Annotated in this window: 18 protein-coding genes; 6 read left to right on the top strand and 12 right to left on the bottom strand. The window is 71.4% G+C overall.

The genetic code is table 11. From position 1 onward, the window contains the following. Positions 1 to 10: 10 nt before the first annotated feature. Positions 11 to 1,780, bottom strand: a complete 1,770-nt coding sequence (locus ACFWW9_RS01790) for a peroxidase family protein (protein WP_390370466.1) — start codon at positions 1,778 to 1,780, stop codon at positions 11 to 13. Positions 1,781 to 1,857: 77 nt separating this feature from the next. Next, entirely contained in the window at positions 1,858 to 2,841 is a 984-nt protein-coding gene (locus ACFWW9_RS01795) for a zinc-dependent alcohol dehydrogenase family protein (RefSeq protein ID WP_390370467.1), read from the bottom strand. 112 nt (positions 2,842 to 2,953) lie between these two features. Between ACFWW9_RS01795 and ACFWW9_RS01800 the strand changes: the two genes are divergently transcribed. Next, positions 2,954 to 3,397, top strand: coding sequence for a CGNR zinc finger domain-containing protein (locus ACFWW9_RS01800; protein ID WP_390370468.1), 444 nt, complete (start codon positions 2,954 to 2,956; stop codon positions 3,395 to 3,397). A gap of 176 nt (positions 3,398 to 3,573) precedes the next feature. Here the strand turns inward: ACFWW9_RS01800 and ACFWW9_RS01805 are convergent, their stop codons facing one another. Both ACFWW9_RS01805 and ACFWW9_RS01810 read right to left on the bottom strand, forming a co-directional pair. Continuing rightward, positions 3,574 to 4,161 (bottom strand): hypothetical protein, encoded by a 588-nt coding sequence (locus tag ACFWW9_RS01805; RefSeq protein WP_390370469.1) that lies wholly within the window; start codon positions 4,159 to 4,161, stop codon positions 3,574 to 3,576. A gap of 15 nt (positions 4,162 to 4,176) precedes the next feature. Further along, positions 4,177 to 4,758 (bottom strand): NADPH-dependent FMN reductase, encoded by a 582-nt coding sequence (locus ACFWW9_RS01810; RefSeq protein ID WP_390370470.1) that lies wholly within the window; start codon positions 4,756 to 4,758, stop codon positions 4,177 to 4,179. 52 nt (positions 4,759 to 4,810) lie between these two features. Here ACFWW9_RS01810 and soxR point away from each other — a divergent pair, with 52 nt between their 5' ends. Then, complete coding sequence (soxR, locus tag ACFWW9_RS01815) at positions 4,811 to 5,266, top strand: redox-sensitive transcriptional activator SoxR (RefSeq protein ID WP_390370471.1); 456 nt, start codon at positions 4,811 to 4,813, stop codon at positions 5,264 to 5,266. Between the two features lie 82 nt (positions 5,267 to 5,348). Here the strand turns inward: soxR and ACFWW9_RS01820 are convergent, their stop codons facing one another. Further along, positions 5,349 to 6,530, bottom strand: coding sequence for an NAD(P)/FAD-dependent oxidoreductase (locus ACFWW9_RS01820; protein WP_390370472.1), 1,182 nt, complete (start codon positions 6,528 to 6,530; stop codon positions 5,349 to 5,351). 54 nt (positions 6,531 to 6,584) lie between these two features. Further along, positions 6,585 to 7,400, bottom strand: coding sequence for an SAM-dependent methyltransferase (locus ACFWW9_RS01825; RefSeq protein ID WP_390370473.1), 816 nt, complete (start codon positions 7,398 to 7,400; stop codon positions 6,585 to 6,587). Between the two features lie 831 nt (positions 7,401 to 8,231). Here ACFWW9_RS01825 and ACFWW9_RS01830 point away from each other — a divergent pair. Then, the gene (locus tag ACFWW9_RS01830) at positions 8,232 to 9,638 is read left to right on the top strand and encodes an FAD-dependent monooxygenase (RefSeq protein ID WP_390370474.1); all 1,407 of its coding nucleotides are present in this window, start codon (positions 8,232 to 8,234) and stop codon (positions 9,636 to 9,638) included. A 99-nt stretch (positions 9,639 to 9,737) separates the two neighbouring features. Here the strand turns inward: ACFWW9_RS01830 and ACFWW9_RS01835 are convergent, their stop codons facing one another. Then, positions 9,738 to 12,680, bottom strand: coding sequence for a BTAD domain-containing putative transcriptional regulator (locus ACFWW9_RS01835; RefSeq protein ID WP_390370475.1), 2,943 nt, complete (start codon positions 12,678 to 12,680; stop codon positions 9,738 to 9,740). A gap of 253 nt (positions 12,681 to 12,933) precedes the next feature. Between ACFWW9_RS01835 and ACFWW9_RS01840 the strand changes: the two genes are divergently transcribed. Further along, a complete protein-coding gene (locus tag ACFWW9_RS01840) occupies positions 12,934 to 14,214 on the top strand; it encodes a cytochrome P450 (RefSeq protein WP_390370476.1) in 1,281 nt (426 codons plus the stop codon). On the opposite strand, the gene ACFWW9_RS01845 is transcribed toward ACFWW9_RS01840, so the two are convergent. The 4 genes from ACFWW9_RS01845 to ACFWW9_RS01860 are packed head-to-tail and all read right to left on the bottom strand — an operon-like array spanning position 14,211 to position 17,674. Continuing rightward, positions 14,211 to 15,410: an ABC transporter permease gene (locus ACFWW9_RS01845; RefSeq protein WP_390370477.1), complete on the bottom strand. Its 1,200-nt coding sequence runs from the start codon at positions 15,408 to 15,410 to the stop codon at positions 14,211 to 14,213. The genes ACFWW9_RS01840 and ACFWW9_RS01845 overlap by 4 nt on opposite strands. Beyond that, a complete protein-coding gene (locus tag ACFWW9_RS01850) occupies positions 15,407 to 16,087 on the bottom strand; it encodes an ABC transporter ATP-binding protein (protein ID WP_390370478.1) in 681 nt (226 codons plus the stop codon). Before ACFWW9_RS01850 ends, ACFWW9_RS01845 begins: the two co-directional genes overlap by 4 nt. Beyond that, positions 16,084 to 17,142 carry a peptidoglycan-binding protein gene (locus ACFWW9_RS01855; RefSeq protein ID WP_390370479.1) on the bottom strand — a complete coding sequence of 353 codons (1,059 nt, stop codon included), beginning with the start codon at positions 17,140 to 17,142 and terminating at the stop codon, positions 16,084 to 16,086. Before ACFWW9_RS01855 ends, ACFWW9_RS01850 begins: the two co-directional genes overlap by 4 nt. Beyond that, complete coding sequence (locus ACFWW9_RS01860; RefSeq protein WP_390370480.1) at positions 17,135 to 17,674, bottom strand: hypothetical protein; 540 nt, start codon at positions 17,672 to 17,674, stop codon at positions 17,135 to 17,137. The genes ACFWW9_RS01855 and ACFWW9_RS01860 overlap by 8 nt, the downstream gene beginning before the upstream one ends. A gap of 100 nt (positions 17,675 to 17,774) precedes the next feature. On the opposite strand from ACFWW9_RS01860, the gene ACFWW9_RS01865 reads away from it, so the two are divergent. Further along, entirely contained in the window at positions 17,775 to 18,479 is a 705-nt protein-coding gene (locus tag ACFWW9_RS01865) for a response regulator transcription factor (protein ID WP_390370481.1), read from the top strand. Further along, entirely contained in the window at positions 18,469 to 20,223 is a 1,755-nt protein-coding gene (locus ACFWW9_RS01870) for a sensor histidine kinase (protein WP_390370482.1), read from the top strand. Before ACFWW9_RS01865 ends, ACFWW9_RS01870 begins: the two co-directional genes overlap by 11 nt. Here the strand turns inward: ACFWW9_RS01870 and ACFWW9_RS01875 are convergent. Next, complete coding sequence (locus ACFWW9_RS01875; protein ID WP_390370483.1) at positions 20,195 to 21,271, bottom strand: VanZ family protein; 1,077 nt, start codon at positions 21,269 to 21,271, stop codon at positions 20,195 to 20,197. The genes ACFWW9_RS01870 and ACFWW9_RS01875 overlap by 29 nt on opposite strands. Between the last annotated feature and the right edge of the window lie 2 nt (positions 21,272 to 21,273).

Below are 21,273 nucleotides of genomic sequence, written 5' to 3' on the forward strand. Positions count from 1 at the left end.
GGTGCGGATGCTAGGAGGTGCGGAACACGTCGCGGGCCAGATCGCGCCGGGGGACGTCGGTGTTCAGCGCGATCAGGTCGCCCAGGTCGTGCCGGTAGTCGATGCCGAACCGCTGCTTCACCATCGCGAGCACCGGGTCGTTGCCGGAGAAGAACCGGTCGCCGTCGCGCATCGCGGTGAACTGCTTGGTCCAGATCGCCAGCTGCAACTCGCCGAACTCCGTGCCCGGCACGTGCGGCTCGGACACCATCCCGACGAACGCGTCGAGCGTGGAAACGTCCCCGTACAAGGCTTTCAGCCGGGCCGCGACGCTCGTCCGCCGCACGTCCGGCGCGACGAAGTCGAGGCTGTCCGGGTCGTCGATCTCCGCGCCCGGCGTCAGCTCGGGGTCGACCGGGAACGCCTCGGTCGCCTCGCCGGTGACGGCCTGGAACGACGCCTTCGGCGCCAGCCCGTACGCCTTGCGCAGCTCGTTGTACGACGCGATCCCGTGGTCCCGCCCGCGTTCCACGTCGATCGCGGCGATGTCGAAGATCGCCGTGGGGCAGTTCGGCGCGCACCCGCCGGGCGTCAACGCCAGGCTGCGCACCACGTCGTCGATCCGCTCGTCGTTGCGCGACTGCGCCTGGAGGCTCAGCCCCTGCAACAGCGGCCCGAGCCGCACCTCGCCCACCAGTTCCGGCCGGAACGCCCCCAGCGCGGGCGGGATCGTGATCTCCACCCGGTTGCCGGACGTGACGACCGTGGCGCCCTTGGCGCGCAAGGCGTCCAGCTCGGCGGGGGAGTAGCGCGAGGCCGACGTCTTCACCAGGACGTTGCCGCGCAACATGCTGTGCGCCCGGTACCCGACGGTCGCGAACTCGTTCGACAGCGTCGCGTCGACCGACGGGTCGTAGCCGCGGTAGGGCGCGAGCCGGACGCCCATCGCGGGCAGGAACTCGGTGTAGGTGATGTGCTGCTGCGTCGCGATGACCACCCGCCGGGCGAGCTGGAACCGCTGCTCCTCCGGCAGCCACGACGGCAGCAGCGACACGATCCGGTTGTGCTCGCGGGCGAACAGCGTCTGCACGGCCGTCAACGACACGTTCTCGTTGCCCCGGTCGTCCCCGGTGACCACGGCGCGCGCGCCCATCCCGACCGGGTCGTCGGCCCCAGGGGCGGTGTTGACGTCCCCACGGGCGTCCCGCCGCGGCAGCAGGTTGTCGGGCATCAGCAGCTTCGCGCCGTCCCGCATCCACGCCAGCCGGTCGGGCCCTGTCCCGTACACCGCTTCCGCGTCGAGGTACGAGTTCAGCTCGTTCGGCTGCTCGCGGGGCGTCGTGACCCCCGTTCCCGGCGCCACCGCGCTGCGCCCGAACGGCACGAACGGGATGTCGCTGTGGAAGTCCTCCATCGCGGCCCCGTTGACGAACGGGATGTTCCCCTGCTCGTTCCCCGAGGCCCGCAGGCCGAACGAGTGGTCGAGGAACTGCCCCCACGCCGTGCCCCACTGCGTCACCCGCGCCGACGGCGTCGTCACCCCGCCGTCGGCGAACACCCGGTTGCTCAGGTACCGCGCGGAGGGCCCGCCCACCGGCACGCCGATCCCGTCCGCGTAGTGGGCGGGCGCCACCCGCGAGTAGTTCGCCCCCGCCACACCCCACCCCGGATGACTCCGGTTGTTCCCCGTCCCGTCGAGGCTCTGCACCTCGAACGGGACCCCTGCCTCCGCCGTGCCGGTCAGCAACGACGACCCCGCCACGACCACCAGCGCGACCGCCAGCGTTCTCCTGTGTCCCATGGCGACCATGCTGGATCGGGACCGCGGCCCACCACATCCGTAGCGGGCCCGCGCCGATCCCCTAGGCCGAACGGCCGCTAGAACGTGAAGAGGACCTTGCCGCCGCGGCCGGTGCGCCGCGCGTGGGCGATGGCGTCCTGGTACCGCTCGATCGGGTAGGTGGCCTCGACGGCCGCGCTGAGCACCCCGTCCTCGACCAGCCCGGACAGCTCGGCGTAGACGGCCTCCAGCTCCTCGCGCGGCGCGTCGCGCACCCAGTTGACGACGAACATGCCGTGCGTCCGCAGGTCGCGGAACAGGAAGTCCGGGAACGGCAGCACCGGTCGTTCGCCGCCGATCGAGGCGTACACGACCGACGTGCCACCGAGTTCCAGTGCACCGACGAGGGCGTTGTAGCTCGACCCGCCCGCACCGTCGAGCACGAGCTTGAGTTCCTCACCGCCCAACGCCTCGCGGATCCGGCCGCCCAGGTCGTCGCCGTCCACCAGCACGACGTCCCCACCGAGAGCCCGCACCTGCTCGGCCGCCTCCTCGCGCCGCACGACGCTCAGCGTCCGCAGCCCGGCCCGCTTCGCCAGCGCGATGACGAACTGGCCGACGGCGGAGTTGCCGAGGTTCTGCCCCACCCAGTCGCCCGGCTTCAGGTCCACGTAGGCGGTCAGCAGCCGGTACGCCGTCGCCGGGTTGATCGGCAGCATCGCGAGCTGGAGCGCGTCGGCGGTCTCCGACACCGGCACGACACTGCCGGACGGCGCGACGATCCGACTGCCCCACGTGCCCTGCCGCTGCGTCGGCAGCACCACGACCCGCCGCCCCACCAACGCCGCGTCGACATCTGCACCCACCTCCACGACCCGCCCGACCCCTTCACCACCGATGGGCGCGGGCAGTTCGGGTCGGTACGCGTAGTAGCCGCCCGCGAGGAGGAAGTCGGACGGGTTGATCGACGCGGCTTCGAGCGCCACCAGCACGTCGTCCGCCCCCAAGGTCAGATCGGGGCTCTCGTCGAGCTTGAGGGCGGTGGCGACGTCGCCGTACTCGGTGATGACCAACTGGCTCATGCTGCACTCCCGTAAGTGGCTTTCTTCTGAAGACACTTACAGGTCTAGCACGTGACAAGAAGCTCTGTAAAGCTCCTCAGCGTTTAGACCATTTCACGGTAGGATCGGTGCCATGACCGACGCCGCGCAAGTGGTCGTGGACCTGCTCAACACACGGGAACACTCGATCCACCAGGACACGCTGGACCCCTCAGCCGACCTCCTGCGCGCCCTGCGATCGGACCTCTTGGCGGTCATCGCCGACCCGACCGACGCCACCCACGCCTGGGCCGCCTTCAGCGCCAGGGTGTCGACCATCGAATTCCGCCAGGACTTCTCCACCCCAGGCGAGGTCCACCACCACCAAACAGCGGGCGACCCCACCATAGGCACCCTGGTGAACGCCGTGTCGACCCTCGTCCAGTCAGGCAACTGGTCCCGCATCCGCCTGTGCGCCAACAAACCCTGCGCGGCAGCCTTCTACGACACCACCCGCAGCCGCACCCGCCGCTGGCACTCGTACGAAATCTGCGGCAACCGCACCAACGTCGCAGCCCACCGCGCCCGCACAACCTGACCCCCACGTCCCCAAGCCACACGCGCCCTACCCCGCTGCTCGGCTTGGGCCGCATGGCTTGCAACTGGGTCGTGTCGCCTGCACCACGACCCTGCTGCCGGGTCTGAGGCGCATGGCTTGCCGCCGAGTCGCGCGGTCTGGCCCGCGGGGCTCGGGGTCGAGCCCCGCGGGTGGTGTCAGATCTCTTGCTCTGGGTTCTCTTGCGCTGGGCGGAATCTGGTGAATCCGTTGCGGATGACACCTGGGTATTCCTTGACCCGCAGCCACTTCTCGCCGCTGCCCACGGTTCCCTGGCCGGAGTTCGCCAGTGCCGCGATGTGTGCGGCCTCGGACGTCCACTCGGCGTAGTTCAGCGCCCGTCGTCCGTCGACGCTGACGTGGAAGTGCGCGGAAATTCCACCCTCCGCAGGGTTCTCGTCGGATTCCAGTGCGTCGAACACGAGGTTGATCCACGTCCGCGGGTCGACGCCGTCGGCGAACTCCACCTCGACGATGACCACGCACCCCACCTCCGGCGGATTGGGCCGGGTCGCGCCGCGGTACATCCGGTACTCGACGGCCCCGGCCCGCCGTTCGCCCGGATCTCCCTCCCACTGCTGGTAGACCAGCGCTGATGTCCCGTCGAACCCCGCGTACCCGGACGCCGACACGAGCCCCTCCGGTTTCGGTCCGGCGATGGCTTCCGCTACGGCCGCCTCAGGATCGTGTGCGGTCCAGCGCGTGACCAGGATCGACTCGACCCCTCCACGTTCGAGATCAGGCATAGTGTGCTCGCTTTCCTAGGCCGCGTAGGGGTTCTTGGTCTTGGCGTCGCGCAACGCGCTCGACCACCAGGCGAGCTGGTCGAGCAGCACCTCGGCCGCCCGCCCGCAGCCCTCGGGTTCCTTCGGCTGCCCGTCGCCGTCGAACAGCCCTCCCGCGTTGTGGAAGCTGACCGTGTCGCGCACCGTCACCGCGTGCAGCTCGGCGAACACCTGCCGCAGGTGCTCCACCGCCCGCAGCCCGCCGGACACCCCGCCGTAGGACACGAACCCGACCGGCTTCGCCTGCCACTGCGTGAAGTGCCAGTCGATCGCGTTCTTCAGCGACGCCGGGAAGCTGTGGTTGTACTCGGGCGTCACGACCACGAACGCGTCCGCCGCCGCGAACACCGGCGTGACCGCCCCCAGCAGCGCCGCGTCCTCGGGCGACGGATGGTGGCTCATGGTCGCGGGCAACGGGGTTTCGGCCAGGTCGACCACCGTGACGTCGAGTTCCGGCCGCTGCCGAGCCACGTCGGCGAACCAGGAACCGACAACCGGACCGAACCGGCCGTCACGGGTGCTGCTCACGATGACCGCGAGCCGAAGTGGTGTCGTCATGCGCCCAGCATCAAACTTAAACAGAGGTTTAAGTCAAGCTATCGTGATCACCATGGCCCAACTCCCGGCGAACGTCCACGAGATCACCATCGGCGAACTCTCCGAACGCAGCGGCGTCCCCACCTCGGCCCTGCGCTTCTACGAGCGGGAGGGCCTGATCCGCAGCCGCCGCACACCGGGCAACCAGCGCCGCTACGGCCGCGAGGTCCTCCGCCAGGTCGCCTTCATCCGCGCCTCCCACCACCTGGGCATCCCCCTGGCCTCGATCGGCGGCGTCCTGGCCCTGCTTCCGGAGGGCGTCCCCCCGACCCGCGAGTTCTGGGAACGCGCGTCGAGCTGCTGGAGCGAGGAGATCAACGCCAGGATCGAGAAGCTCCAACGCATGCGCGACCGCTTCACCGAGTGCATCGGCTGCGGCTGCCTCTCCTTCGACAAGTGCGCCCTCGTCAACCCCGACGACCGCCTGGGCGCACTGGGCGTAGGCCCCAAACGCCTGCTCGACCCGTAGCCATCTGCGGGCCCTTGGCGCAGCGAACTCATCGCACTCCCCGGCTGACTTGGTGCCGGGGAGTGCGATGGGTTCGGGTGGTTCAGCCGGCCAGGGTGGCGAGGTCCACGTCGGGGTCGGCGAGGCGGTCGAGGTCCGGCGTTGTGCCGATCAGTGACTTGAGGGTGTCGTTGACGTCCCAGACGTTGACGTTCATGCCCGCGACGACCGTGCCGTCCTTCAGCCAGAACGCGATGAACTCGCGGCCCTGCACGTCGCCGCGGAACACGACCCGGTCGTAGCCCGTGATGTCGCCGACGAACTCCATGCCGAGGTCGTACTGGTCGGTGAAGAAGTACGGCTGCGCCTGGTAGCTCGCGCCCTTGTCCAGGATCGCGGCCGCGACGGTCGCGGGCTGGTTGAGGGCGTTCGCCCAGTGCTCGACCCGGATGTGCTTGCCCAGCGTCGGGTTGAAGGCGTTCGCGACGTCGCCGACGGCGTACACGTCCGGGTCGCTGGTGCGAAGCGTCGCGTCCACCACTACGCCGTTGTCGACGTCCAGGCCTTCGGCCAGGTCGACGTTCGGCACCGCCCCGACCGCCACCAGCACGTGATCGGCGGGCACCTCGGTGCCGTCACCCAGCCGCACCCCGCCTGCGGTGATCTCCTCCACCGTGGCGTCGAACCGGAACTCGACCCCGTGCTCGACGTGCAGGTCGGCGAACACCTTCGCCACCTCGTCACCGAGCGCACGTCGCAACGGCGCCGACGACGAGTGCACCACCGTCACCTCGACCCCGGCCTGTCGCGCCGCCGAGGCCGCTTCCAGGCCGATCCAGCCCGCACCCACCACGACCAGTCGCGACCCGGCCGTGAAGCTCTCGCGCAACCGGTCGGAGTCCTCGACGGTCCGCAGGTACAGCGCCGACTCGGCTCCGGGAATCGACGGCACCCTCGGCGACGCCCCGGTGGCCAGCACGAGCTTGTCGTACCCGAGGCGCGACCCGTCGTCGAGCACCACCTCGTGCCCGGCGAAGTCCACCGAGGTCGCGGTCACCCCGCGCCGCAGGTCGACGTCGTGCTCGGCGTACCACCCGTCGTCCAACGCCTTGAAGCTCGCCCGGTCGTCCTTGCCGCCGAGGTACCCCTTCGACAACGGCGGCCGCTCGTACGGGTGGTGGTTCTCGCCCGCCACCAGCACCAGAGCACCCTCGTACCCCTGCTCGCGCAGGGCTTCCGCCGACTTGGCCCCAGCCAGCCCGCCACCCACGATCACGATCGTCATGGGTCCACTCCTACACCCTTCGCGACCGGTCGGCTGGACGCGAACGGGGTAGGGCTAGGAGCGCAGGCGACCCACTCCGGCGAAGCCGGGGAACCGGTCGGCGTCGGGTTCCAGGTCGTCCGGCGACTCGGGATGCCACAGCGGCATCCGCGCCACACCGGGCTCCACCAGCTCGTAGCCGTCGAAGAACGCTTCGACCTCGATCCGGTGGCGCGACGACAGCGGTGTCACCGAGGCGGCGTAGAGGTCGCGGTACCGCTGCCACCCCTCGGGTTCCTCACCCGGTTCCGTGCCCAGTTGGGACAGCGCCAGATAGCTGCCGGGCACCATGCGGTCCCGGTAGCCGGCGATGATGCCCGCCGGGTTCTCGGAGTCCGGGACGAAGTGCAGCAACGCCACCATCAGCACCGCCACCGGTTCGTCGAGGTTCAGTTGGTCGCGCACCTCCGGGGAGTCCAGGACATCCGCCGGGTGGCGGATGTCGGCTTGCAGCACGGTCACGAGCGGATCGCCGGACAGCAGTGCCCGGCTGTGCGCCACGGCCACCGGGTCGAGGTCGACGTACACGACCCGCGACTCCGGCGCGGCCTGCCGCGCCACCTCGTGCACGTTGCCCACGGTCGGAATCCCCGACCCGAGATCCAGGAACTGCCGAACCCCGGCCCCCGCGAGGAACCGCACAGCCCGCCGCAGGAACGCCCGGTTCGTCATGATCGCCGACTTGAGACTCGGCATGATCCCCACCGCCTGGTTGGCCAACGCCCGGTCAGCGGCGAAGTTGTGCGCACCGCCCAACCAGTAGTCGTAAACCCTCGCGATGCTCGGTCGCTCCAGGTCGATCTCGTTCGGTGCCCAATCAGGTCGCGCCACCCACCCATCATGACAGCCCTTGACAGCGGACTGACGGAACTTCGACAGCGCCACCATCCACAGTTGATCGAGAGCGGGAACGGACTGTTCGCGTGATGGGCCCGCGAAGTCTCCAGAGGAGGACTGAAGGGAAAGGGTGAGGCGGAGATTCGGACGGGGTGTCGAACTTGAAGCGGAGAAAGTGATAGGGGAAGTCGTAGAGGCGGTTGAAAAAGGGGAAGTAGGGGGCCGGGAAGAACTGCTGGGGGCTGGGGAGATGCGTTGGGAGAGGAAGGAGGGAAGTGCTGGGGATGTGGAAGGAAGGAGGAGAGGCCAGGGATGTAGGGAGGCGGGGGTGGGGAAGCAGGAAGGCAGGAGAAGTGAGAAGGGGTGGAAGGGCTGAGGTGGGGTGCAGGGGAGATGTCTTGGGCGAGAGGAAAGGGGGAGCGCTTTGGGTGCGGCTGGAAGGGGTGGCAGGAGGGAAGCGGCAAGGAGCAGGGAGAGCGAGCGGGAGGGAAAGAGTGAGAGGGAAGGGGGAAGAAGGAATGTGAAGGGGAGGAGGTGTGGGGAGGTGAGGGAAGCGAGAGGGGAAGAGGGAGGGGTGATGCGGGCAGGTGAAGGAAGGGGGCTGGGGGATGAGCGGGGTGGGGAGATCGGAGGGGTGGGGTAGGTGGGATTCGGGAAAGGGTGGATAGGTGAGATGTGAGGTAGGGGAGGGTTGGGAAATGGGGAATAGGAGGAAAGGGCAGGAGTGGGGGGCGGGGGTTGGGGTGGAGGTCTGGTTGGTGGAGTCGATGGGGTTGTCGGTTTCGTGGAAATGAGTGGGTTTTGATGGATAAGGGTGGAGTGGTTATGGGTGTGCAGGTGTTAGTTGTTGGGGCGGGGCCGTCTGGGTTGGTGTTGGGGTGTGATCTTGCTCGGCGAGGGGTTGGGGTGAGGGTGGTGGACAGGGCGGCCGCGTTCTTCCTCGGGTCGCGGGGGGATGGGTTGCAGCCTCGGACGTTGGAGGTGTTCGAGGATCTTGGGGTGTTGGAGGCGGTGTTGGCCGCTGGGGACTTCGCGCCGGTGATGCGGGTGTTCGACTCGGGGGAGGTCGTGGCCGAGATGCGGATGGCCGAGCCGACCGAGCCGACGCCGGACGTGCCCTACCCCAACCTGTGGTTCGTGCCGCAGTTCCGCACCGAGGAGATCCTGCGGGCGCGGTTGGAGGAACTCGGGGGACGGGTCGAGTTGGAGACCGAGTTGGTGGAGTTCCGGCAGGACGCTGACGGGGTCACGGCCACCTTGCGCCGCGGTGAGGTGGACGAGGAGGTGCGGGTCGACTACCTCGTCGGGGCTGATGGGGGGCGGAGCACGGTGCGGAAGCGGTCCGGTATCGCGTTCGCCGGGGAGACCGACGAGGCGATCAGCGCCATGCTCGCCGACGTTCGGGTGGACGGGCTCGACTCCGCGTTCGGGTACGCGTGGGTGAACGGGACGATCGCCCTGTCGCCGTTGGCGGGGACGGACCTGTTCACGATCTCGGGCCAGCCGCCCGCCGACGGGGCGTCGGTGACGCTGGAACTGTTGCAGCGGTTGGTGGACGAGGCGTCAGGGCGGACCGACATCCGGGTGCGGGAGATCGTCTGGGCGACGGTGTGGCGATCCAACGTCCGGGTGGCCGAGCGGTTCCAGGACGGGCGGGTGCTGTTGATCGGGGACGCGGCGCACGTGTGCCCGCCCACCGGTGGGCAAGGCCTGAACACCGGGGTGCAGGACGCCTACAACCTCGGCTGGAAGCTCGCGGGGTCGCGCGCTCTGGTCGACACCTACGCGGTCGAGCGGGTGCCGATCGCGCACGGGGTGCTGGAGTTGGCCGCGCGGACGTTGCGGCGGCACATGGAGGGCGGCGAGGACGCGCTCCAGCGCGGCTCCGAGTTCCACCAGTTGGCGTTGAACTACCGCGGCGGCCCGTTGAGCCGTGACGACCGCGCGACGCCAGGGGCGGTGCGGGCGGGGGACCGCGCCCCGGACGCGCCCTGCCAGGAGGACGGCAAGGCGGTGCGGCTGTTCGACGTGTTCCAGGGTCCACAGTGGACCCTGCTGGAGTTCCGCGACGGTGCGGTGCTGGCCGGTGAGCGCACGCTGGCGGACACCGGCGGGCACGCACGGGCCGCGTACGGGGTCGACGGGTTCGTGCTGGTGCGGCCCGACGGCTACATCGGGCTGGTGACGGAGGACCGGAGTGCCGTCGGTGAGTACCTGGAGTCCGTGGGTTAGAGGCATGACTCGAAACTAGGGTCGGGCTGGGGAAGCGGAAAGCGGCAATCCTGGAACTGTGGATAACTACCGGGGTTGTGGATAACTACCTGTGGACAACTAGAACGGGAGCGCCGCCCGAGGCTCGGAACGACCGCGAGCCAGTGCCGTCCGGTACCCCTCCTCGCCCAACGCGGCCACGCACCGGTCCCGCAGGGCGAGGACGTCCGGATCGAGCGTGTCGGTGATCCCGCGCAACCCGAACGCGGCACCGAGCGCGACCGCCGCCGACTCGGGAAACCCCCGGTCAAGGCACCACCGGGCGGCGTTCTCCAGCACCCCGGCGCGCACCGGCCCGTCCAGGATCGCCGCCGACCCCTCCAACGCCGACCGGTGCAGGGCGCGGGCCTCCTCAAGGCGTCCCAACTCGCCCAGCACCACGGCGGTCGTCGTGTCCAGCAGCGCCACGAAGTGAGGGGTCGGCCGGGAGTCCGCGCCCCGCACCAGCCGCCCCGCCTCGGCGAGCGAGCGTTCCGCCGCGACCCAGTCACCTCGGCGGCGGGCCACTTCGCCTCGGGCCTGCAAGACCCTGGCCAACGCCGTGGCGTCGGCCTTCTCGGCGACCTCCGCCGCCCGCTCCACCTCCGCGTCGGCCTCGTCCCACCGCCCCGCCCGCGCCCGCATCCGCGCCGACGTGGTCAGCAGCATCACCGGCCCGAGCAGCGCGTCGTCCCCGCCGAGGACCGCGCTGCTCGCGCGGGCGTCGTCCAACGCCGTCACGGCCCCCGCCGCGTCACCCCGGTTGTCCAGCACCACGGACAGCTCGTAGCAGGCGAACGTCCGCCCCCACCGGTCGCCCGCGACATCGAACCCCTTGAGCGCGTCGAGCAGGTGCCGTTCCGCCGACGGCGTCCCGCCGGGGGTCATCTCGGCGGCCACGATCCCGTGCAGCAGGTGCCCGAAGGCGTCCATCCACGGGTCGGGGTGCCCGGCGAACCGGTCGGCCAGCGCGGTCACCTGAGTGATCGGGTCGTCCGGGATCCACGAGCTGATGGTCCACGCGGCGAACACCGCCGGGTGCACGACCGTCACGACCTCCGGCACCCCGCAGGCCAAGCGGCACAACGCGTGCGCGTCCGAGGACCCCGGCGGCGCGATCGCCCGCACGGCCGCCGCCCGCTCGGCCGCTTCCCGTCGCGCCCCGAGCACGAACCACGTCCACAGCCGGGCCGCGAACATCCGCAGTGCCAGGTCCCCCTGCCCGACGGCCAGCACGTGGTCCAGCGCGGCGTCCAGGTTGCCCCGCTCCCGGTCCAGCAGCGCGATCCACCGCGCCTGGTCGTGCCCGCGCACCAACGGGTCCGCGCTCTCGGCCAGCTCCACGTAGTACGCCGCGTGCCGCGTGCCGACGGACTCGACCAGCTTCCCCGCCGCGTACTCCCGCACGGTCGCCAGCAGCCCGTACCGCACCTCGTCGCCGTGCTCCGACACCACGACCAGCGACTTGTCCACCAAGGCGGACAACAGGTCCAGCGGGTCGTCCTCGCCGCACACCCGCCGCACCGCGTCCGCCGTGGCGCCGCCGACGAACACCGACAACCGCGCCAGCAGCAGCCGTTCGGCGTCGTCCAGCAGGTCCCAGCTCCAGTCGACCACCGCGCGCAACGTCCGGTGCCGGGCCGCCGCCGTGCGCTCTCCCCGGTCGAGCAGCCGGAACCGGTCCCCGATCCGCGCGGCGAGTTGACCGGGGGTCATCGACCGCAGCCGGGCCGCGGCCAGTTCGATCGCCAGCGGCAGCCCGTCCAGTTCCCGGCACACCCGTTCGACGTCCGGCGTCACGGTGAACCCCGGCCGAACGGCGGCCGCCCGGTCGGCGAACAGCGCGACCTGCGCATCGGAGTCCAAAGTGGACACCGGGTGCAGCGCCTCGCCGGTGAGCCCGAGCGGTTCCCGGCTGGTCGCGAGCACCCGCACCACCGACCGCGCCAGCAGCGCCCCGACCAGCGCCGCGACGGCGTCGACCAGGTGCTCGCAGTTGTCCAGCACCAGCAGGAGCGGCCGGTCCGCCACCACCTCGACGAGCCGGTCCACGGCGTCCACCAGCCCCGGCAGCACGCCGACGCCCGCCCGTCCGAGCTGCGCGAGCACGGTCGGCGCCACCCGTTCCGGATCCGTCACCGCCCCCAGCTCCACCACCCACGCCTCGCCCCCCGACCGGGCCGCCACCTCGACCGCGAGCCGGGTCTTGCCGACTCCACCGGGCCCGGTCAGCGTCACCAACCTGGTGTCCCGCAGGCGGTCCAGCACGAGCGCGAGGTCGGCGTCCCGCCCGACGAACGTCGTCCAGCGCGCGGGCACGTTGCCCCGCGCGGGCGCCGCCTCGGCCCGCAGCGCCACCCGTTGCGCGTCCCGCAGCTCCGGACCGGGATCCGCGCCCAGCTCGTCGGCCAGGGCGCGCCGGACCCGGTCGAACGCCCGCAGCGCGTCGGCGTGCCTGCCCTCGGCGCACAGCGCCCGCATCAGCCGCGCGTGCGCCCGTTCCCGCAGCGGGTGCGCGGCGCACAGCTCGGTCAGCTCCGGCACCAGCCCGTCCACGCCCGTGTCGGCCAGGTCCTCCAGTGCGGAGGTCCGCAGCTCGACCAGCCGGGAGGACGGCGGGTCGCCGCGCCACAACGCCAGCGCGTCCCGCAGCAGCACCGCCGCCCGTGCCGGCTCGACCGCACGGGCCTCGGCGACCAGCCGCTCGAACTCCCACGCGTCCACGGCGTCCGCCGGAAGGGCCAGCCGGTACCCGGTCGGCCGCGACTCGACGGCCGCCCTGCCAACGCCGGTGTCCGCGTCCAACGCCCGCCGCAGCCTCGCCACCAGCGACTGCAACGCCGCCGTCGGGTCCGAGGGCTGCTCGTCCGGCCACAGGTCGGCGCACAGCGCGGCCGTCCCCACGACCCGGCCGGACGCCAGCGCGAGCCGCACCAGCAGCGCTCGCGGGCCGCCGCCCCCGACCGCGATCGGCGAGCCGTCGGCGCCGTGCACCTCCAGCGGTCCCAGGATCCCGATCCGCATCACGCCCCCATTCCACGGCAGCTTAGAACTCGCGCGCGGAATGCGGTGGCGCGTTCGTCCTATCCGGATCACCGGCGGGACCTCCGACTTCCCGAAGGGCGGGACACCGGCGAACGAACCGGACGCGCCGGACGGAACGTCGTCCGTTCCGGCATCGTTGGTTATCGTTACCAGGGGTCGCGAGGCCCGCCGGTGGTGAGCCGCTCCCACCGACGGAACTGAGAACCGAACGACGGTGGGGTTAATGTCGACTATGGCGAATCTGCGCTCTCGCGTGCTGGCCAGGCTCGGGCGGGGGTACTTCGCCCGGCTCCAGAAAAAGCCGCTCGACCTCTCGACGTTGTCGTTCTTCCCGAAATCCGCGCTCATGCCGCTGCGCCGGGACGGCCTCGATCCCGTGCCGGAACTAGGGGTTCGCCGCAGGCGCGAGCCGGTGAGCAAGCTGAAGCTGCCGTTCGGCATCAACGTGTGGTTGGTGACCGGTTACGAGGAGTCGAAAGAAGTACTCGGCAAGATCGAGGAATTCAGCAACGACTTCGTCAACCTGGTCGGCACCTCGGGCGGTCTTTCGTCGGACAGCAACCCCGGCGGCCTCGGCATGGCCGACCCGCCCGTGCACACCCGGTTGCGCAGGCTGCTGACGCCGGAGTTCACCATGCGCAGGCTGAGCAGGCTGGCGCCGCGCATCGACGCCATCGTGACCGAGCGCTTGGACGCGATGGCCGCCACCGACGGCCCGGTCGACCTGGTGTCGGCGTTCGCGCTGCCCATCCCGTCGCTGGCGATCTGCGAACTGCTCGGGGTCCCCTACGAGGACCGCGACGACTTCCAACGCCTCAGCATGGCCAGGTTCGACCTGTTCGCCGGCGCGAACCCGTCGCTGGGCGCGATGTCCGAGTCGCTCGCGTACTTCATGGACGTCGTGAAGAAGCAGCGCGAACACCCCGGCGACGGGCTGCTGGGCATGATCATCAAGGAGCACGGCGACGAGGTTGGCGACCGCGAGCTCGCGGGCCTGGCCGACGGCGTGCTCACCGGCGGCTTCGAGACCACCGCCAGCATGCTCGCCCTCGGCGCGCTCGTGCTGCTGGAGGACCGCGAGGCGTTCGCCACGGTCCGCGACGACGACTCGGCCATCAACCAGTTCGTCGAGGAGCTGCTGCGCCACCTCACCGTGGTGCAGGTCGCGTTCCCGCGCTTCGCCCGCACCGACCTGGTGATCGGCGGCAAGCACATCGCGAAGGGCGACGTCGTCGTGTGCTCGTTGAGCGGCGCGAACCGCGACGAGTCGTTGGGCGACGACATGGAGGTCTTCGACCCGACCCGCAAGTCCCCGTCGCACCTGGCGTTCGGGCACGGCATCCACCGCTGCATCGGCGCGGAGCTGGCGCGGATGGAGCTGCGGGCCGCGTACCCGGCGCTGGTGCGCCGGTTCCCCAACATGAGGCTGCACGGCACCCAGGACGACTTGGTGTTCCGCAAGACGTCCGTGGTCTACGGCGTCGAGGCCCTGCCCGTGGTGCTGTCCGACTAGACCGTCGCCAGCGCCTCCGTCGGCGTCAGCCGGGCCGCCCGGATCGACGGGTGGATGCCCGCGAGGACGCCGACGACCACCGCGCCGCCGAACCCCGCTCCCAGCGTCCACAGCGGGATCACCGGCGGCAGGTGGCGGTAGGCGGCGTAGCCGATCGTGGCCAGGACGCCGAGGGCCGTGCCCGCGACGCCGCCCAGCCCGGACAGCGCCACGGCCTCGGTCAGGAACTGGCCGCGGATGTGCCCGCGCGTGGCCCCGAGTGCTCGGCGCAGGCCGATCTCGCGACGGCGTTCGAGCACCGAGATGAACATGGTGTTGGCCACGCCGATGCCGCCGACCAGCAGCGCCACCCCGGCCAGTCCCAGGAACAGCGACGAGAAGCTGTTCTCCGCAGCGCGCTTGGCGGCCAGCGCGTCGGACGGGCGGCTGACCTGCACCAGCCCCGGCAGCTGCGGGTAGAGCGTGGCGGGCAGGACCGCGCGCACGTCCTCCAGCGCGTCCTCGCGGGACTTCACGTAGACGACCGTGGGATGCCCGTCGAACCCGAGTTCCGCGCGGGCCACGTCCCACCCGATCAGCACCGACCGCTCGAGGTCCGGCGCGAGCGGCATCGGCTCCAGGACGCCGATCACGGTGAACCACGTCTGCCCGATCATCACCTGCGGGGCGTGGCCGGGGGTGATCTCGGCGAACCCGAGCCTGCTCGCGGCCTTGAACCCCAGCACGACGGTCGGGAAGTCCTCGGTGGCCGTGTCCAGGAACTTCCCCGAGTGCACCTTCCCGTTGACCGTGTCCAGGAGGTTCGCCGTGCTGGCCAGCACCGTCAGCCCGGACCCGTCGGTCGGCGACACCCGGTCGGACCGCCGGACCACGCTGTGGGCGTTGGCGACCGCGGCCGACGACAGCACCGGCCCGATCGCGGCGGCCTTGCGCTCCGCGCCCTCCGGCACCAGCACGGGCGAGTCGCGGTTCGGTACGGGCTCGGCGCGCAGCATGTTCGTGCCCAGCGCGGACAGCTCGCGCGTCAACCCGGCCTGGGTCGACGCGGGGATGCCGGTCACGACGATCATCGTGGCGATCCCGATGGAGATGCCCAGCGCGGACAGCGCGGCACGGGTCTTGCGGGTGCTGACGCCGAGCAGCCCGAGGCGCAGCACGTCGCCGAACGACAGCCGCACCGGTGTGGTGGAGATCAACAGGGGCTCCCGGTGTCGGAGACGATCCGGCCGTCGCTGATCCGCACCTGGCGGGGGAGCGCGGCGGCGATGTCCCGGTCGTGCGTGATCACGGCGATGGTGGTGCCGTCGCGGTTGAGACCTGCCAGCAGTTCCAGCACCGCGTGGCCGTTGGCGACGTCCAGCGCGCCGGTCGGCTCGTCGGCCAGCACCAGCGACGGCTCGTTCACGACGGCCCGCGCGATGGCGACGCGCTGGCGTTCCCCGCCGGAGAGCTGGTGCGGCAGGTGGTCGACGCGGTGCGCGAGACCGACGCGGTCCAACGCCCGCAACGCCAACGGCCGCCGATGCTTGCGCGCGACCCCGGCGTAGAGGAGGCCGGTGGCCACGTTGTCCGCGGCGCTCAGCCCGTCGGTCAGGTGGAACTGCTGGAACACGAACCCCAGCGACCGGCCGCGCAACGCCGACAGCTGCCGGTCGCTCAGCCGCGTCACGTCCTGGCCGCCCAGCTCCACGGTGCCGCTGGTGGGCAGGTCGAGGGTGCCGATGATGTTGAGCAGCGTGGACTTCCCCGACCCGGACGGGCCGACGATGGCCAGCAACTCGCCCTCGTGGACGGACAGCGACACGTCGTCGAGCGCCGTCACGCCGCCCGGATAGCTCTTGGTCGCCCGGTGGACGGCCAGCACCGGCGTCACGACGTCGTCACGACCTTCAGCCCGGCCTCGACGCCCGCGCCCTTGACCTCCACCAGCTCCTTGGCGAACATGCCGGTCTGCACGGCCTTCAGCTCGCCGCCGGGCAGTTGCAGGGCGTAGCCGCCCTCGCGCAGGGCCACCAGCGCGCCGACCGGCACCGCGAGCACGCCCGCGTGCGTCTCGGTGGTCACCTTCACCTGCACGGAAGCCGCGTCGAGGTCGGCGACGGCCGCCGCGTCGGCGGGCGTGACCGTCACGTCGACCTTCGGCGTCCCCTGCTGCGACTGGCCGTTCTGCTGGTCCACGGCGGTGGTGCTGACGGCGGTGATCGTGCCGGGGACCTCCTTGGCGTCCGGCCGCACGACCGTGACGGCCGCGCCGACCTTCAGCTTCGAGACCTCGGTCGCCGCCACCGGCACGGTCACGACCTTCGCGGTCGACGTGACCGACATCAGCTCGCCCGCGACCTCGTCGCCGGGCTGCGCCTTGACCGAGTTCACCCGCGCCGGGCCGGGCAGTACGAGCACCTGGCCGACGTCGAGGGTCCCGGTCTGCTCCAGGCCGGTGTCGCGCTGCCAGAGCTTCACCGCCGCCCCGAGCGCCTCCGTGTACGCGGTCTTCTCCGGGGTGCTCGCGCGCGTGCCGATGGCGTAGCCGAGTTCGACGAGGTTGTCCGCGACCACGGCCACGTCCCGCCCGACGTTCTCGGGCTTCTCCAGCTTGCGGAACAGCGGGGTGTCACCGAAGAACACCGGGACGGGCCGGTCGTTCACCCAGTACAGCGACGTGCCCCGCTCCGTCGTGTCACCGGGTTTCGGCAGCTTCGTCAGCAACCCCGTGCCCGCGCCCTTCACCGGCTGCGCCCCGCCGAACCCGAGCGTGCCCGCGAACGACTGCGTGTCGGACAGGTCGACCTTCACCACCGCGGTGGTGTTCAGCGGGGCCGACGACGGCGGCGCGGCCGTCGGCGTCTGGGCGCGCGCCACGAGCAGCGCGGCCCCGGTCCCGATCACGGCCGTGACGACCAGCGCCACCACGATCGTGGTCCTAGCCACGGAACGCCTCCAGCTGGCACTTCTTCCCCAGCTCGTGGCTGCGCTCGGAAGCGTCCGCGGGCGACCGGTCGGTGTAGGTCCAGCCCGTGCCGAACGGCTCGACCGGCTCGATCGCCAACCCGGCGTCGTTGAGGCACTTGAGGTACACCCGGTACTTGTCCTTGTAGTCCGGTTTGGACTCGTCCAGCTCCGGCGGCTGCAACGGCAGCAGGTTCTCGCACGCCTTCGTCGCCGCGGCCTCGTTCGGGCTCTTGCCCTGGTCGCCACCCATGACGATCGGCGCGCCGTGCGCGGCCTTGCAGTCGCCGTAGGCCCCCCAGTACCGGTTCTCCTCCTCGTCGGACGAGTCCAGCCGCAACTGCGGGCGCTGTGACTCGCCACTGGGCGGCGCGGAGGAAAGCGTGGGGGAGCCACTGGACGACGTCGGGATGGAGGCGACCTTGGGGGCCGAGCCCGTGTCGGTGGCGGAACAGGCGGCCACCAGGGCGAGGGCGAGGAACCAGGGAGCGCCCCACCGGGCGGATCGGGTCATGCCGCGACCCTCGCCGACGGATGTCAGGAACCTGTCAGGAGCTGGTGGTGCTCCCGTGGCGCCGCCCTGACCTGGGCTTGGGCGTCCCTATGATCGGGGCATGTGCGCACACATCGTGCTCGCCGAGGACGACGAGAAGCAGGCCGAGATCGTGCGCCGGTACCTGGAGCACGAGCGGCACAGCGTGGTCGTCGTGCACGACGGGCGGGCGGCGATCGACGTGGTTCGCGCGAGTCGGCCGGATCTGCTGGTGCTCGACGTGATGATGCCCAAGGTGGACGGGCTCGACGTGTGCCGGATCCTGCGCGCGGAGTCCGACGTGCTGGTGCTGATGCTGACCGCTCGGTCCACTGAGGACGATCTGCTGCTCGGGCTGGACCTCGGGGCCGACGACTACCTGACCAAGCCGTTCAGCCCGCGCGAGCTGATGGCCCGCGTGCGGACGTTGTTGCGGCGGGCCAGGGTCGCCGCGCCGGAGGACTCGGCGCTGCGGGTGGGGCCACTGGTGGTCGATCCGCTGCGGCACGAGGTGACGCGCGAGGGCGTGGCCGTGGAGTGCACGCCGGGGGAGTTCCGGCTGTTGGAGGCGTTGGCCGCGCAGCCCGAGCGGGTGTTCACGCGGGAGCAGCTGTTGGAGCACATGCACGGGTTCGACCGGTACATCACCGGGCGGACGATCGACGTGCACGTGATGAACCTGCGCAAGAAGATCGAACCCGACCCGCGCAAACCCGCCCACCTCGTGACCGTCTACGGCGTCGGCTACAAGCTCACCGGCGGCGGGAGGCGGGCGGGTGCGTCGTAGCCTGTTCACCCGGTTGCTGCTGGTCTCCGTGCTGGTGGCGCTGTGCAGCGTCGCCGCGACGGCGTGGCTCGCGGCCCGCACGGCGACGGTCGCGGTCCAGCAGCAGCAAGGTCGGGCGCTGGCCGAGGACACCAGGATCTACAACGAACTCCTCGGCTACGCGGCCGTGCACCCGAGCTGGGAGGGCGTCGACGCGCTGGTGGACGAGCTGGCGCGGTCCACCGGGCGGCGGATCACCCTCACCGGCCAGGACCGCAAGCCGATCGCGGGAACGGACCCGGCCACGCAGCCGTCGGCCGTCGTCGACCCGCTCGCCGTGGACCTCGCCCTCGTGCCCGGCGCGGGCCCGGACCGGATCGACCCCCGCGCGGTCGGGCCGTACCGGCTGCCGCAGGGCGAGCTGGACCGGTTGACGGGCAAGGCCGACGAGGTCCTCTACTGCGTGCGTGGCCGAACGCAGAGCGGCGAGGTCCTCACCCGGCCCAACGGCCACCCGTACGTCGACAGCCGGTTCCCGGCCTCGAACTCCTCCTGCGGCGGGGACGCGCTGGAGGCCGCCACGCCGACCGAGCAGGCCGCCCTCGACCAGCTCGACGCCGTGGTCGACGCCTGCCTGAAGCGCAAGAACCTGCCGCCGGTGACCGTGGACGCCACCTTCCACTGGAAGGGGCAGACCGAGCCCGCCCCCGTGCCCGCCGAGGTCCCCGCCCAGGCCGACGACTCGGTCCAGTCCTGCGTCACGACCGGTCGCCGCGAGCAGCTGGCCCCGTTCGTCGCTCCCGCCGCGCTGCTGTTCGTGGCGAACCCGCCCGCGTCGGCGACGTTCGGCTTCGACCTGTCCGCGGGCAACCAGGCCCGTGTCGCGGGGGTCGCCGGGCTGGTGCTGCTGCTGACCGTCGTGGCCACGGTGCTGGTCGGGCGGCGGCTCGTCCGACCGCTGCGCGCCCTCACCGACGCGGCCCGCAGCCTCCAGGACGGCGACATGACCGCACGGGTGGCGGTCACCGGCCGGGACGAGGTCGCGCGGCTCGGGGCGGCGTTCAACGAGATGTCCGCGAGCAGGGAGAAGTACGAGGAGCTGCGCAAGACCATGGTCAGCGACGTCGCGCACGAGCTGCGCACGCCGTTGAGCAACATCCGCGCGTGGCTGGAGGGCACCCAGGACGGGCTGGTCGACCGTGACGAGGCACTGGTGGCCTCGCTGCTGGAGGAGACCCTGCTGCTCCAGCACATCGTGGACGACCTCCAGGACCTGTCGCTGGCCGACGCGGGCAAGCTGAGGCTGCGCAAGGAGGACGTGCGGCTCGCCGACGTGCTGGCGCAGGTCGCCGTCGCGCACGCCGCGCGCGCCCACGCGGTCGGCGTGGAGCTGCGGGTGCGGTCGGCCGAGGTGGACGTGGTGGCCGACCCGAAGCGGGTGCGGCAGATCGTGGACAACCTGGTCGGCAACGCCCTGCGGCACACCGGTCGCGGCGGCGTCGTCACGGTGGTCGCCCGCCGCGAGGGCGACCTGGCCGTCGTCGAGGTCGCCGACACCGGCACGGGCATCGCCGAGGAGGACCTGCCCAGGGTGTTCGAGCGCTTCTGGCGGGCCGAGAAGTCCCGCAACCGGGACGCGGGCGGCAGCGGGCTCGGGCTGGCCATCGTCCGCGACCTCGTCGAGGCGCACGGCGGGACGGTCGGCGTCGTCAGCGCGCTGGGTCAGGGGTCGACGTTCACCCTGCGGCTACCGGTTCGCGGCTGACCGAGCGCGAGTCCACGACCTCCAGCCCGGCCACGACCCCGGACAGCCCTCGGTGGCCACGGGTCCGCCACGCCGCGACCAGGTGCACGAGCAGCCACAGCGACAGCACCCCGTTCCACGAGTTCGCCATGTCCAGGCCGCTGAGCAGCAGGTACCCGCCGGAGCCGACGAGGAACCGGACCAGCGCCCTTCCGAACACCGGGTCGCCCGCGGGTCGCAGCCGCACGGCCCGCTGACCGGGCGTGGCCCCGTTGCCGAGCAGCGGCACGACCAGCAGCAGCACCACGGTGGGCAGCCACGTGCCGAGCACCGCGTCCCGCAGCGGGTGCGCCGCGAGCACCCGGTCCGCGGACCGGAGGTACTCGAAGGCCTCCGCCGCCACCACGAGCACGGCACCCGTCAGGGTGACGGCGATCAGGTCCAGCGCCATCCCGAGCACCCGCCGCGCGGTGGTCACGGGCCGGGGCGCGGCGGCGTCGGCCGCGGCGACGACGGCGGGCGGCCGGGTCAGCAGCGCGCCGACGGCCGCGCCGAGCGTGTTGGCCGCCAGGTCGCCGGTGTCGAACAGCCGGTACGGGCACTCGAACAGGAACCAGACGCCGGTGAGCTGCGTGCACTCGATCGCCAGCGACACCAGGAACCCCGTGCCGATCGCCGTCGCCAGGCCCCGGCCGAACAGCCTGCGCAGGAAGAAGCCCCACGGCACGAACAGCGCCGCGTTGAACACGACCTGCTGCAACGCCGGGTTGCGCAGGAGTCCGGTGTGGAACTTGCGCATGTCGGAGAGGAACTCCAGCGGGTTCCACACGGGGTGCGTGAGCGCGGTGTTCGCCGCGCAGAACGCCTCGTCGACCACCGGTTGCGGCAGCAGCGTGTACGTCACGAGCGCGAGCGCGTAGACGAGGAACGCCAACCCCGTCAGCGCCCGTCCGACGCCCACGCTCCCGCGGATCCGGTAGCTGCGGGCCACGAAGGGGAGCACCAGCACGAACGCCAGGGCGAACCCGCCCATCAGCGCCAAGACGGTCTGCCCGGTCCACTGAGACATCA

The organism is Umezawaea sp. NPDC059074, assembly GCF_042738955.1.
Lineage (GTDB): Bacteria > Actinomycetota > Actinomycetes > Mycobacteriales > Pseudonocardiaceae > Umezawaea.